The sequence below is a fragment of the Loktanella sp. DJP18 genome (assembly GCF_049310965.1).
Taxonomy (GTDB): Bacteria; Pseudomonadota; Alphaproteobacteria; order Rhodobacterales; family Rhodobacteraceae; genus Loktanella.
Genome location: NZ_JBMERN010000105.1, coordinates 1 through 13,013, shown reverse-complemented (window position 1 = coordinate 13,013; position 13,013 = coordinate 1). Strand labels below are relative to the sequence as shown.

Annotated in this window: 14 protein-coding genes and 1 pseudogene; 14 read left to right on the top strand and 1 reads right to left on the bottom strand. The window is 57.3% G+C overall.

Translation table 11 applies throughout. The features are described 5' to 3' along the window. The 4 genes and pseudogenes from ACOI1H_RS19780 to ACOI1H_RS19765 all read left to right on the top strand — a co-directional run. Positions 1 to 450, top strand: a 450-nt coding sequence (locus tag ACOI1H_RS19780; RefSeq protein ID WP_422439557.1) for a hypothetical protein, incomplete at its 5' end; no start/stop codon positions are given. Between the two features lie 203 nt (positions 451 to 653). Next, positions 654 to 1,505, top strand: coding sequence for a hypothetical protein (locus ACOI1H_RS19775; protein WP_422439555.1), 852 nt, complete (start codon positions 654 to 656; stop codon positions 1,503 to 1,505). Continuing rightward, entirely contained in the window at positions 1,499 to 2,371 is an 873-nt protein-coding gene (locus ACOI1H_RS19770; protein WP_422439553.1) for a hypothetical protein, read from the top strand. Before ACOI1H_RS19775 ends, ACOI1H_RS19770 begins: the two co-directional genes overlap by 7 nt. 125 nt (positions 2,372 to 2,496) lie before the next feature. Then, positions 2,497 to 3,327 (top strand): annotated as a pseudogene (locus ACOI1H_RS19765) (D-alanyl-D-alanine carboxypeptidase family protein); the annotation flags it as partial. A 1,092-nt stretch (positions 3,328 to 4,419) separates the two neighbouring features. On the opposite strand, the gene ACOI1H_RS19760 reads toward ACOI1H_RS19765, so the two are convergent. Continuing rightward, entirely contained in the window at positions 4,420 to 5,613 is a 1,194-nt protein-coding gene (locus ACOI1H_RS19760) for a hypothetical protein (protein WP_422439551.1), read from the bottom strand. Between the two features lie 196 nt (positions 5,614 to 5,809). Here ACOI1H_RS19760 and ACOI1H_RS19755 point away from each other — a divergent pair, with 196 nt between their 5' ends. The 10 genes from ACOI1H_RS19755 to ACOI1H_RS19710 all read left to right on the top strand — a co-directional run. Then, complete coding sequence (locus tag ACOI1H_RS19755; RefSeq protein WP_422439549.1) at positions 5,810 to 6,142, top strand: HesB/IscA family protein; 333 nt, start codon at positions 5,810 to 5,812, stop codon at positions 6,140 to 6,142. Between the two features lie 17 nt (positions 6,143 to 6,159). Then, positions 6,160 to 6,642: a hypothetical protein gene (locus ACOI1H_RS19750; RefSeq protein WP_422439548.1), complete on the top strand. Its 483-nt coding sequence runs from the start codon at positions 6,160 to 6,162 to the stop codon at positions 6,640 to 6,642. 108 nt (positions 6,643 to 6,750) lie between these two features. Next, positions 6,751 to 7,902, top strand: a complete 1,152-nt coding sequence (locus tag ACOI1H_RS19745; RefSeq protein ID WP_422439547.1) for a Flp family type IVb pilin — start codon at positions 6,751 to 6,753, stop codon at positions 7,900 to 7,902. A gap of 344 nt (positions 7,903 to 8,246) precedes the next feature. Continuing rightward, positions 8,247 to 8,921, top strand: coding sequence for a hypothetical protein (locus tag ACOI1H_RS19740; protein WP_422439545.1), 675 nt, complete (start codon positions 8,247 to 8,249; stop codon positions 8,919 to 8,921). Positions 8,922 to 8,949: 28 nt separating this feature from the next. Then, positions 8,950 to 9,858, top strand: a complete 909-nt coding sequence (locus ACOI1H_RS19735; protein WP_422439543.1) for a hypothetical protein — start codon at positions 8,950 to 8,952, stop codon at positions 9,856 to 9,858. 49 nt (positions 9,859 to 9,907) lie between these two features. Continuing rightward, positions 9,908 to 11,197, top strand: a complete 1,290-nt coding sequence (locus tag ACOI1H_RS19730; protein ID WP_422439542.1) for a hypothetical protein — start codon at positions 9,908 to 9,910, stop codon at positions 11,195 to 11,197. Between the two features lie 155 nt (positions 11,198 to 11,352). Further along, positions 11,353 to 11,556, top strand: coding sequence for a hypothetical protein (locus ACOI1H_RS19725; protein WP_422439541.1), 204 nt, complete (start codon positions 11,353 to 11,355; stop codon positions 11,554 to 11,556). Beyond that, a complete protein-coding gene (locus tag ACOI1H_RS19720; protein ID WP_422439540.1) occupies positions 11,544 to 11,792 on the top strand; it encodes a hypothetical protein in 249 nt (82 codons plus the stop codon). The genes ACOI1H_RS19725 and ACOI1H_RS19720 overlap by 13 nt, the downstream gene beginning before the upstream one ends. A gap of 83 nt (positions 11,793 to 11,875) precedes the next feature. Further along, positions 11,876 to 12,652 (top strand): hypothetical protein, encoded by a 777-nt coding sequence (locus ACOI1H_RS19715; protein WP_422439539.1) that lies wholly within the window; start codon positions 11,876 to 11,878, stop codon positions 12,650 to 12,652. Between the two features lie 52 nt (positions 12,653 to 12,704). Next, positions 12,705 to 13,013: hypothetical protein (locus tag ACOI1H_RS19710; protein WP_422439538.1), on the top strand; the 309-nt coding region annotated here is incomplete at its 3' end.

Sequence of the window (13,013 nt, the reverse complement as noted above, 5' to 3'; positions counted from 1 at the left end):
AATATGGAGCTTCTGAGCGAAATGCTGACGGCAATGCCGTCAGATGACGTCGCAACGGGCCCCAGGTTTCCTGGATTTCTGGGCAATCGCCGACTGCTTGCGGCGACGCTCACGCCTCAGTTCGCCAAGGTTTTCGCAGACAGGATTGAAACCTATCGCCTGACAGCCGCGCCCAATGAAAACACCCGGCGCTACCTGACGCAGGCCCATCACGACGAAAAAGTCATGCGAGGCCTCATGGTGATCCTCAAGGCAGATCTCGGATGCGCCCTGTCCGATGAATACATGACGCCGGGGTGTAGGCAACTTGTGCGCAAGGCAATGATCCAGATGTCCTCGTCCCACGGACGCCTGTCTTTCGTCCAGAGCCTGCCATCTGTCTTAGACCTACTCACCATGCCAGCGAATGAAACGACAATACTTCTTCAACGGATCGTCAACTTCGACTGACCACGAGACCCTGCCCATCTGACAATCCGATGCGCCAGAAGCACCTACATGAGCAAATACACCCACATCTTCCATGCCACGCGTCCGCGTGCGTGGCACCTCTTCCGCATGAACGACCACATCTTCGCGAGAGCCACACCACCTTGGCCCAGCCACGCGATGTCCCGCACGAAAACCTGAGCCAGAAAGAAAGACAGTCAGATATGGCAAGCACCACGCCGCCGTCGGCCGATTTTGTCACTCACATGGAAGCTATCTGCGCCTACCTGGGATCTCGGGTCTCGTGCAACCCAGGGCGCGAGGCTCTCATTAGTGAAGCCAAGGCCATCATCGATGACCGCATTCCATGTGAAGACATGGCATATGCGATCTCCTTCTTGTCGGAATCCGCCGAGCTTGTCACATATCTCTGCGACAAGTGGGGCGATCTGGCCTTGTCGAACCTTGATCCCTTTGGCTGCAATACGCGCAGTGCATGGCGCAGTATGAACCTGCCTGACGATTTGCGCAGTCGGGTCTTCCAGCTCGCCTTCAATCATCACCGGGAGGACTACCTAAGAGACCCGTCCGACAGCCTTATCTATGCCATCGAGACCCATTCTGCGGGCATCATAGATAGTGTCATGGCCGAAGCGACGCCCTCTGACGATCACATCGCACACGCCTTGCTTGTCCGGACCGGTATGAATCACTTCGATACCGCGTGCCTCGATCAGTTCATCTCGTTGGCCAGGCGCATAAAGTCAGCCCCTCTGTGGCAATCCTACCTTACGCGCTGCACTAAACAGGGAAAGATGCAGGAGGCCGCGATGCTGATCAGGATTGGTGTCGACATCACACCTTACGCACAGGAGCTGATCGCTCTCTCGCAACGCGGCTTCAGGGCTCTGTTCACAAAGGCATCGTCTCACCACGGTCGCATGGAGCTGATGGCGACACTTCCCGGTCCAAGGGGCATCATGCTGGCGCCTCCCCGCTTCGTCGAAGATCTCCTGTTCAGCCTCGAGCCGGACTGCAATGCTACATCACACGACACGGAAAGAGAGACATGCTGACCAAGCCCGTAACCGCTGAACATCTCCGCACAGCCTGTATCTACGTCGGGAGTGGCGAGGGCATTCATCGGGAGGCCGTCGCAGACGAGATATGCGCCATCATCTCAAGGGACGTCTTTCACCACGGCATGATGGAATCCGTCCTTTATACCCGCAGGATCGACCTCATCAGGTTCGTTGAGAAAGTTCATGGCGCACAAAGCTGGGGTGCATTGGCCCAGCTCCAGCGCTCGACCCTCGAGCGTGTCCGCAAAGCGAAGCTTTCGGCAGGCGCGCTGACGCATGTCTACAGGTCCATTATCGAGCATGCACCAATGCGGGTGGCCGACACGATCTCGCCTGTCATGCGACACGTCAGCCTTGCTGAAGATCACGTCTTCTTCCGGCTCCTTCTGGAACGGTGCAAGCCCACGACCTATGACATCACCCGGCTCCTGCTCGATGTCCGCGTGACGGAAGGAGATATCTTCAGGAGAGAAACAGACCTCGTCGTAGGTCTGCTGGGTGACATGAAGATCTCGATCAAAGCGGCCGCAGCACTCAGTGCTGAAACAATCAAGCAGACAGCAGGTCCGGACGCTTCGAAGCTCGGCACCCAGGCCACCATCGACAGCGTATCGAAACGCCTGCCCCGCAGCTTCGCCATTCTGGCCAAACTCGGGCTGGCGCAGCAGGTAGATCTCGCAGCATCAGGCGGCGGCCACGCTACAATGATCCACAACATCAACCAGAGCCTGGGTTCGTACCATGGCCGGATGTACCTCATGGCGTCATTGCCACCGATCGAACTTCTGGTGAAGGCACCGGACAAAATCGTCAGACGAGATGTCACGAATGCGCTTGGTCCCATGCATCACGACCTTTGATTTCCGCGGCAGCGAGGTCGGTCCAACATCATAGGCAGATATCTGTCATGGAGACCGACTTGGGCGACCCGAAATCATCCCGCACCCAAACGCAACGCCGCAGCCTGACCACAAGGCTGCGGCTGATGTGCGGTTCCGCTCTCTGTATCTCTGTCTGTCTGTCTTTCCAGTCAGCCGCTGCGGCGCCCGAGGCACGCATGCTGATGGACGCACGCAACGGTGCGATCTACGCGCAGTTCAATGCGGATACGCCACTGCACCCGGCGTCACTGACAAAGATGATGACGCTCTATATCGCTTTCGAGGCGGTAGAGAACGGGTAGATCAGCTTGGATACTCCGATCCTGATCAGTGCACGCGCGGCCTCGGAAATCCCGACAAAGCTCGGCCTGAAAGCCGGGCAGACCATTGCCTTACGCTATCTCGTGAGAGCCGCGGCCGTAAAATCGGCAAACGACGCCGCGACAGCGATCGCGGAAGGCATTTCCGGCAGCCAGGAAGCCTTTGCAGAACGTATGAACAGGACAGCGCTGGCCATGGGTATGCGTAACACCCATTTCGTCAACGCTCATGGGCTGACAGAGGAAAATCATCTCTCCACTGCGAGAGACATGACAATTCTTGGACGACACATGATTTTTGATTACCCAGCATACTACAGTATCTTCTCGCAACTCGAAGCCGATGCGGGCGTCGCCAAGGTGACGCATACGAACAGGATGTTTCTTTCGGGCTATCTCGGTGCCGATGGCATAAAGACAGGCTATACAAAGGCCGCAGGATACAATCTCGTCGCATCCGCGGAGCGCGACAACGAACGGCTGATCGCGACAGTGTTTGGTGCCACGAGCTCCGCGGACCGCACACGGACTGTGAGCGATCTTCTTGACCGCGGCTTCACGATGGCCCCCTCCTTTGTGACTTTGGCGCCGCCGACCTTACCCGTTTATACCGGGGGCGGTGAAGCGCCTGACCGCCCTATTGAAATGCCCGCACCAGGCGACACGCAGAAAAACGATCTCATCGCCTCAGCCTTTTCCTACCAGGACTTGATCGCGCGTCGTGAGAGTATCCTTCAGACCTTCGATCCGATCCGGACCGTTTCGCAGCCAGGCGGAGGCCAACGCACAGACTCCATAGTCACTCAAGCCCAAAGGCCAGTCCGTAGAGCACCGGAAATTGTCCGCGGCCGCTTCACGCGCGCCTACGTTCCAATGCCGGGCGTCGGACAGTTCATGCCATTCCCAGGACCTCCGCCAAGCACAGCAGACATCATGGCAGCCGCTACGGCGACAATTGCGGAACTGCGTCAGATGACGGGCCTGCCCAGTATGGTCGTTCGCGTGGCGGACGGAGATGCGCAGATCTTCCGCGTCCCGGGTATGGGCGGCGAATACCCTGATCGTGCATCCATGAACACCTACGGCCGTCCCGGCACCACCTTGGACGAGAGCATCATCGACCCCATCGCACCACAACTTGGTATGGCAACTGGAGAAGAATCGGTCTCGACGAAGTCGATTTTCAACATCAACGAAGTCGACACGCAAACCGTCTACCTGCTCGACGGTGGGATCTTCGACCGCACGCCTTTCGACATGCTGCCGACAGGTCCGCTGGTGTCACCGACCCTGGCCCCCAAAACGACACCGGATGTATCCGAAGATGTTGTCTTTCTCGCTCCCGCAACACAGAACGACGACGCAGAAGATCTCCCGGCTACCATGGACCAGGCCATCTCCTTTATTGACGATATCACCGCGCGCGCTGCACAGTCGGTGCCCAGCAGTAAGATCGCTTCGGAGATCGCGTCCGAGACCGGCATCTTTGTATCTCCGGACCTCACGATCGATGGGCCAGAAACGCCACCTGATGCTGCGGACATTGTCACACTCAAGACCGGCGATACGCCGGCTGCCGGGAATGAATCCCCATCATCTTCGGGCGTGAAGCCAATACTGTTGCCTTGGTGACGATCCGCCCAGGATTCGCTGGGCATCTCGTCACAGCACAGCAGAGATGACGCAAGCGCTAGGTCAAGTCTGACCTCATTCGGCCGCTGGCACCATGGGACGAGGCTTGATCACATCAGGATAGCCTCTCTCACAGCTCTCGGATGAGGTCGTGAAAGCGGCCAGAATGTCCATCTGATGGACAATGACGATATCCACAGACTTGAATGCTTCAACAGATTCATCACGGACCTTGCAAGCATCGGCGTGCAGGGTTTGCGCCATATCGTCGATCCGCATCAAGTCTGTCAAAATGCGACGAGACATCTCGATCTGCGTCACATTGCGCGGATACCAGACTGACGCCGCGTTGAAGCTGTATGCAGCATAGAGTTGTTGATCGACCCCCTGGCTGTCGACCCATGTCCTGATGCGAAATCCCTGGACATCTTTCGGCATGCCGAACGTGCGGCCTGCATCGTCGGTGCGTGCTGGATCATACCAACCATTCAGATTACCTTGCTCGGAAACCACCCAGGGAGCATCAGGGACCAGATTGCCGGCGTTGAAGACCACTTCACGATCAGACCTAAAAGACAGACCGGTAAAAGATCCCACATTATCGAGGAACGACCGCCCTCCTCCGGTTTTTGTGACCTGATTCAAGCACAGGTAAGCAATACCGACAACGATTGCGCCGATCATACCGAGGCTCGCGACTGACCGAGAGCCTTCCGTCTTCAGCAAAAGTGCATCCGCCAACTTTGCCTCGGATTCTTCCTCGCCACCCCCTGCACCAGATCGCTGCCCGCGACCGGACATGGAGGACGACCCGGCCAATTTGACGTCAAGGCTCATCTCTCCCGTCACCGGCTCGATACCTTCATCGGCGAAGCTCGGCACCTCGCTGAGAAAGATCTTGGCAAAGGGAGGATACGCAAAGACGATATCTTCGAGGCCTGCGCGGAACCAGTGCTCGTAGGACTTGTCTGCCGCACCCAAGGGTGCATCAGCAGCCATTCCCTTTCCAAGGAGGCCTTCACGGATCTTGCCGACAATTTCACGTGCAGAAGAATGATGACAGATCATCCAGAACCTGACCTCGCAATCGTAGGCGCTGACCACATCCGCGATCACCGGATGATCGTCACGCCATGCGGTGCCTTTCGACGTCCATCCGACAGACACAACACCAGGGTGATCTTCGAGGGAATACGCGTAGAGCACGATCCGGCCAGACCGGGCACCAATGTGAATCGCACCTTTTTTCTGTAGCTTGTCGAGATCCATGATACCTCCATACCAAGGGCGCCATGATGACGCGGGTCAGTATTTCTCATCGGAAATAGAGATATATTTCTCAGGCCAAAACATCGCAGCAACAGGAGATCGCCTCACTTTTTCCAATGCGGAAACGAGCGGCAGAAAAATCTTGTGTAACAGGCGTATTGACCCAACATCCTGTATGAACAGGTAGGACCAGAATATGCAAAAAGATCCGATTACGATCACGGACCGCGCTGCGGCTCACATCAAGCGATTGATGCCATCTGCCATATCAGGATTGCGGATCGGCATCAAGAAGGGAGGATGCGCCGGTATGGAATACACGATGGATATCGTCGACGAGCCTCAGGCGCACGACCTCGCTGTCGTGTCCGACGGCGCGCGGGTCTACCTTGCGGCATCAGCGCAGATGTTTCTCTTCGGCATGGAGATCGACTATGCATCAACCTTGCTTGAAAGCGGATTTCGCTTCAACAATCCGAATGTCGCCGCCGCCTGCGGGTGCGGTGAAAGCATTTCATTCAAAATCTGAAAAAGGAACCGATCCAGATGGACAAACCATTCGCCGCTGATGTCTCCCGCACAAAAGGTGTCTATGTCTGCATTGGCGACCTCAGCCTCGGAAACCTGCCCCTGGGGACGATCCGTATCAGTGCCATTTCCGCCAGTGATGCAGCCGACCGGGTCAAGGTTGCGGCCGCGGCCGCAGGTCTGACGGGACTTTTCGATTTCAGCTCCGTTCCGGACCCGCGTCTTGAGCGTCAGTTCGCGGAAGCCGTCGCCTGCCTGGCCGCAGATTTCAATATCAACTTGCCCGAGGCCTGTTTTCACACAGAGAGCGAGTATGATGGTCGGAAGGTTCGCTTCCCGATCCCACCTGGCCTGGTGCAGATCTCGGCCACCAAGCCCATGATCATCGTCTCGCTGGCCTACCAGATTGACAGAGACGCAAAACGCACGGCCGACAATCCGTTACGCACGAGGATTTCCGCCGAGAGCATCACGTTCCACCTGGTTGAAGTCGCGGACTGAGCTCTTCATCGACGCGAATATAGGTGCGGAGAGAAAGTGAGGTTACCTCTTCCCTGTCGTTGATCCCACTTCCTGCTCGATCAGACCTATCCAGAGCAGAAGCCGGACATGTTGACCCTCAAAACCACGCGATCCACCTCAGTCCGCAGACCTGGGATTACGCAAAATGACCACGGTGCTTCCATCGTGGAATACGGACTCCTCGCAGGCCTTGTTGCTACAGTTTCCCTGGTTGGAATTACACCTGTCGGCCAGCAGATCAGCCTGCTGATGCGCAGGGCGGAAGTTGCGACGCATATCACCCAACATGAAGCATACAGCAGTGATGGCTGTTTTATTGGCACGGATGCAGCCGAAGCGGTTTCGTATCGCGCCGGCGTCACCTGCTATCATCTTGGCAATGGACCGGATTATTTCTTTGGCGCGGCGAGCAGCGAAAGCCTCGTGCTGAGCGGTGGCACCGGGAGTGGAGCTTTGATTGAGACAGGATCTGGAGACGACACGATCAAACTGTCTCAATCTGGCGTTTACGCAACAGGACCAGGCGCAGATACTCTCATTCTCAGTCTCACAAGCGCGTCACCTGGGCCTATCGAGGTCGACCTTGGCGATGGAGACGATACGATCAACCTGACCTCGATCCAGCTCCCTGATCGTCTCAGCCGACACCGCATCAGGTCGGGCCCCGGCTCCAACGCCTTTGACCTCGACTGCGGCAACGATTTCGTCGAAATCGAGATCGCAGCATCATCCCGGAATGATTTTACCGGCAACTGCGCAGTAGAATTCAGCCAAGCCTCCGGCGCACCTGTGGGCATGACCCATATGACGGGCACGAACCTGAAGGGTATGAGCGGTACGCTGACCGGCAGCGTCTTGCTCGACGCCAGCCTCACCCATGACGCGCCCTCGCAATCACTGGCAATACGGGACGCAGGACTACTCAATATCGACTATGCAGTTCATATTCAGACGGCTGCCAGTTTCAAGATCATCGGCTCGACCGGTGGCGCACACCCTGCAAGTCAGGTCAGTATCGACATCTCAGCAGCCACAGGATCATTCATACTTGATGGTGCAGGACAACAATCCTGGTCAATCAATATAGCGTATGGACCAAACGGTGCCGCAGGTTTCGATTTTCCAGACGAGGATGGATTTGCCGCAATGTCGTTTCCAAACATGACTGGCGTCGTCGATATCATTCGCGTCGGAGGGTGTTCGACCAAATCGACATCATCAACTCCTCAATGCCCATAAATCTCGTAGGGCAGGAGGCGTGCCCCACACCGGACGCAACCGGCGGACAATATGACATCCCCTCCGATGCGACCGCGATCACGTTGCGCAGAGCCGGATTTTCGACCTCGCTTGCACTCGGAAGCCCAGGACTACGTGTGGAAAAAATGCATATCACACGATAATCCACCGACTCGTCTCATTCTGGTAACACAACAAAACCAATTTTACGAAAACCAATTTTATCGTTAATATACGACAGTCGTTTTTTCCGACCAGACGACCACGGAACAAGGTTCTGAAGGTGGCGGGAAGAACAAAAACATCCCGGCCCAGCATTTTCAGGACCGAGGATACCCCTTCACATGACGGAAATTTCCAGGCGTCACATGATGGCCCTTCTGGCGTCAACAGCACTTGCCGGATGCAAGTCGGACGACGCTGGATCTGCACCGCAGAAAGAAGCACCGAAGCCTGATGCCACCCCGCCTGCGGCATTTTGGGGAGACTTTGATGTCCGATCCTATAGTGGCGCACCCAAAGTCCTGCGCTCACAGATCGGCGTCAACTTCCTCTATCCCGACGACGATGCGACGGGTACATGGCTTTCAAACGGAAAGTCCGTCGGGGTCACTTTGGCCCGTTGGCCCGGTGGCACAATCACCGAATTCGATACCGATTTCCTCTCAAACTACATCATCAATGCCCACACCCGGGATTGGGCTGCCTTCAGTGATCCCAAACGCGGATCTCTCAAAAGGTTCCTGCAATCATGCGGACAAAACGGCATCACGCCAACGATCGTTCTTCCAACCAAGCGCTATATCCCGAAGCCGGGCGTCATCAACTACGCACTTGCAGGTAAAGAGCTTGGAGCCTTCATCGGCCAGATCTTTGCGGGTCGTTTTGGAACAACCCGAGTTCCCGTTTGGGAAATCGGCAACGAGTTTTATGTCAAACCGACAATCGCGCCGGAAGATTATCCACACATGCCCTCATGGACATGCACGGGCGGCTCACCGAGATCCGTGCGCAGATGAAGATCATAAATACGACGGGGTGCCCTGCATGACCGATGAACGCCCGGTGCGGCACGCAGGCCCAGGCCTCGCCGACATCGATGACGTCCTGAAAGATCCAGAGACAGGCGAGCGCTACTGGATCGAAGGGTTCTACACCCTTGCTCTGAAAAACCCGCGCGATCCCTCATCAGCGCGGCTCCTTCTGCCTTGCCTGCCAGGCGATCCGCATATCAACCTCCTCGGCGTCAACCACGAAGGCGTGGGCTATGTCTATCGCCGGCCCTGGCTTCTCGACTGGTGCGGTGAGCTGAGCTGGTCCACATCAGACATCAATGTGGAGCGGAACAAGCATATCGAATGGGTGAACGATGTGCGGCAGCGGGTAAACTACCCCTATTGCCTCAATCCAGCCGTCGCCAGGCAGTTCGACGTCCTCAGCAACCACGAGAGGCTCGCGCACGCCGAAGGTCTGCGCCGCACGCGTCTTCGCATCGAGCGATATGAGGCATTGGTCGCACGCGACACCGACGTCAGCATCGAGGTGAAGGATATAGTCGTCGTCAATGAGACTGGCCGAACCGCCGAAGTCACAGGCTTCTTCCGGCATGCCAATGCCGATGATGGCAATCGCGGCACCACTGAGATGACCGCCTGCTTGCCGGACGATCCCGACTTGGCAATCATCAAGGTCTGCGATGACATGGTCCGGTTTGTGCGCCCCTGGGACGTCACATGGTCTGCGCGCCCACAGATTGCTGCCGAAATTGTCGACATCGCCAAGATGGAATGGCGCTTGGAAAATGTCACATCCTATTTGTTCGGGCAATTCCGCTATGAAAGCGGCCAATTCATGGACGCCCTGAGTGCGCATCAGCGCATGCGTGTCGCTGAATGGCGCCGCGAAGTCCGGGCCGCCATCGTTGAGGCCGACCTCTCGACGATCGTCTTGCCGTGAACGCAAGTCGCCTTCTGCGACATCCCCCAATGGCACAATATTGACGGGGTTGAAGACCGAGAAGGACCGATGCCCGCCACCCCATCATCGATGCGGCAGGCGTCGGTCCACCCCAACGAAAATACGGAGAGATGTCATGGGTCGCGAGAAACAGGAATCTGAGACCTACCTCACGCACCAGTCTGCCCTGTGCGAGGCATTCGACGCGGACATCTCGGCGGGCACGCGCGCGGCGTCGCGGACTATGGATGATTGCATCATCACGCGCAGCCCTGCCCCCTACAAGACGCAGGCCACCAGCTTCCTGATCGATGCCATCGAAACCAGCTTCCCGCAGACCGGCGACTATTCCGGCCTCAAGGTCGATGACCCCCGGATGTGGAGTGCCTCGAACAGCTGCATCCTTCAAACACCGGCGATGGTAGAGCGGAACCGTTACCTGATTGTCTTTGACGACCTATCGTGCATCTATGCGGTGCGCCCCGACAAGGTAGCACTGACCTCTTACGTGCTACCGATCCCGATCACGCTGCGACGCACCAGTCAGCTGGCAGGCACGAAGAGTTCCGATATGATCATCGTCAGGACTTCCATCGGGGGCCCTGAAAGACTGACTCTGTTGATGGTGGGCCTGCCGCTTGTCAACAAGATGAACCAGTTTCATGGCGACAGCACGGGCTTCACTTCTGCATGGACCCGGCAGCTCGACGCAGAAATCGACTACCTCGATGCGCGCCTGAAACCCATACATTACGCACTGAACAACGCCGCGCAATTGCTGGACTATGACGGCTCGCTCACGAATGCTGCGGGTCCTTTCCGCCACGTCCTCAAGAGTTCACTTGAAGGTCAGGCAACCTTCTTTTTCCGCACCCATGTGACGGACGATTGCGCCCATCTCGGGCACATCACCTTTTTACCCTGCGATCCCATGCTTGAAGCTCTCGCACAAGCAATCGAGATCGCAGCCATCATCACCTACAACGAGAACAAGGCACCCAGAGAGGTCCAGTATGCGACACGCCTGATGGCTGGCGGCGTCACCTACGATCGCACCCAGATCGTCGTCGTTACCCACCCCAAGAGCGATAGTCGCGACATCGCCGCGCGCATCACTGCTCTCGTGGGACAAGACGGCATGACCCTCGCAGAGCGATTTAGCGGCTTACCCATGGGAGAGATGCAACGAGCGGCCATCGGTGACGATCTTGCGATCCTGCGTTTGATGACGCCATCACACCAGTCCTCAGCCCACGAACTGATGGGCTTGCACGCCGAACTGGCGGCGCTCAAGCTCCGGTTTGCTGAGGAACTGGAACGCCAGGAAAAGATCACCTGATCATGATGCCATGACCTGAAATTGGATCACAAAGGCACCTATCGATCACTACCGATCCGAAACCGGCTCCATATCCAATAAACCAGTGGACCCGCTTCAATGACAATGAAAGGCGCCAATCTCACCCGCATGCAGGGACGACCGGCGATACGAATATGAGCACAGCATCAGACCAATGGCGCGCACTTGCGCTGCAATTCGACGGACATCGCATCGAGGCGATCCAGATCATTAAGGCCCTTGTGGCTGGCCAGGACGGCGCACAAGCGATGGCGGAGACCTTTCTGAGCCGCCCACACCTGCCCGGTGAGCAGGTGCTCGCAGCACGCGTTGCGGAGATCGCATCATGCCCGAAGTGACCAATGTCAGCGAGTGGCGCCTCTACATGGACATTCGCAAAGGACGCGGTGCGTCCATTCCGACGTTCTCGGAACTGACACAAGACCAGCACAAGATCCTCGCAGACGAAGTTCAGCGCCGCCGGATGATGGAAGATGCCTTTGCCGCCTTGGTGAAGCGGCCTGCGCAAGAGGCAGCCGCACAGACACACGCCACCTCACCTGCGGAGGCTGACGGCTACATCCCCTACGCCTGACCGACAGTCGCGGCGACCGCAGACCGCAAACCGCAGAAGACATGAACAGGAACGCCATGACGCAAATAGCGCCACAAGACGCCATGCGCGCCCTGACCGGCATCTGCTTGGGGATCAGCGCCATGATGACGCGCGATCTGGGCCACGCCGCGTCACCTCTTTCAGTCGCTATCGCAGCGGCCGAAACTCAGGCCCTCGCGCTGATCGCAGCCTCCCCCGATATTGCGGATTCCCACCGCAATATCATCTTGCAAACATTCAGCCCAAAACTTGTGGCCACGCTTTCCAATTCCGAGCCCGGCCATTCGCACTTCTCGCATGAAGACTGGCGCACATTGCTGCTTTTCAGGACGCCTGCCGATCTTGCGCTCTGGATCTCGAAGGATCTCGGCTTGGGCAATCAGCACCACTTCGTCTTCCGTCAGCTCGAGACGCAGGTTTCAGCACCCGTGGCCGCGGAAATGGCCTCTGTTCTCGCGCACAAAATCGCCGCGATCCCGTTCAAGTCCCGCCTGAAAGAGAATGGCATCTGGTCCTGTGATGCTATTGAGAGGGCCAGAACACCACTCATGGCAGATTACCTACGCGTCAATGTCGTGAGCAACCCGCATGAGGCGACAGACCGGCTGCATAACGCCACCTCCGCAGAAACGTTGCCGCTCTTCGTGGCGGCACACCTTGCGGGCCTGTCGCTCTCGAATTTTTGCACAAAGCGACGCCTGGCGCGCGCCGTCTATCAAGGCGTTCCTTGCCGCCACGCAAAGTGCACACGGCCGGATGGCACTTCACGAGGTCCTCGGTTCACTGGAGGATTTCCTGCGCGATCCGACAGGGAAATGCGCCGCACTCCCAGGGCGTGACGCCTCAAAATTGGCTGCGCGACACACCTGAATGAAATGCAAAATGACGACCATGGCAGACACACGCGATAACGACGCAGCAGATGCTCTCAATACGATCGCTTTTGCATTGCGCCACATTTCGACAAAGCAGCTTGCCCTGAATGAATCCGGGCGCATCGCCGAACACGCCATCCTGACGCAAGCCCGGCAGCATCTCGAGGCATCAGCCCTGCAACTCTGTGCCCTCAGGACAGAACTCGCACGCGATGAACCTCAGGTCCTCATGCAAACGCTGAACCCGGTCATCGTGGCGGTACTGCCAGCTTCGACGCCAGGATCATACCCCCTGACACAAGATGAATGGCGCCACCTGCTGGTC

What these genes read in the sequence shown, in the direction of transcription:
- ACOI1H_RS19725 (WP_422439541.1), top strand. Translation starts at nt 11,353, where the DNA reads ATGAGCACAGCATCAGACCAATGGCGCGCACTTGCGCTGCAATTCGAC.
- ACOI1H_RS19735 (WP_422439543.1), top strand. Translation starts at nt 8,950, where the DNA reads ATGACCGATGAACGCCCGGTGCGGCACGCAGGCCCAGGCCTCGCCGAC.
- ACOI1H_RS19770 (WP_422439553.1), top strand. Translation starts at nt 1,499, where the DNA reads ATGCTGACCAAGCCCGTAACCGCTGAACATCTCCGCACAGCCTGTATC.
- ACOI1H_RS19715 (WP_422439539.1), top strand. Translation starts at nt 11,876, where the DNA reads ATGCGCGCCCTGACCGGCATCTGCTTGGGGATCAGCGCCATGATGACG.
- ACOI1H_RS19775 (WP_422439555.1), top strand. Translation starts at nt 654, where the DNA reads ATGGCAAGCACCACGCCGCCGTCGGCCGATTTTGTCACTCACATGGAA.
- ACOI1H_RS19745 (WP_422439547.1), top strand. Translation starts at nt 6,751, where the DNA reads ATGTTGACCCTCAAAACCACGCGATCCACCTCAGTCCGCAGACCTGGG.
- ACOI1H_RS19750 (WP_422439548.1), top strand. Translation starts at nt 6,160, where the DNA reads ATGGACAAACCATTCGCCGCTGATGTCTCCCGCACAAAAGGTGTCTAT.
- ACOI1H_RS19760 (WP_422439551.1), bottom strand. Translation starts at nt 5,613, where the DNA reads ATGGATCTCGACAAGCTACAGAAAAAAGGTGCGATTCACATTGGTGCC.
- ACOI1H_RS19740 (WP_422439545.1), top strand. Translation starts at nt 8,247, where the DNA reads ATGACGGAAATTTCCAGGCGTCACATGATGGCCCTTCTGGCGTCAACA.
- ACOI1H_RS19720 (WP_422439540.1), top strand. Translation starts at nt 11,544, where the DNA reads ATGCCCGAAGTGACCAATGTCAGCGAGTGGCGCCTCTACATGGACATT.
- ACOI1H_RS19755 (WP_422439549.1), top strand. Translation starts at nt 5,810, where the DNA reads ATGCAAAAAGATCCGATTACGATCACGGACCGCGCTGCGGCTCACATC.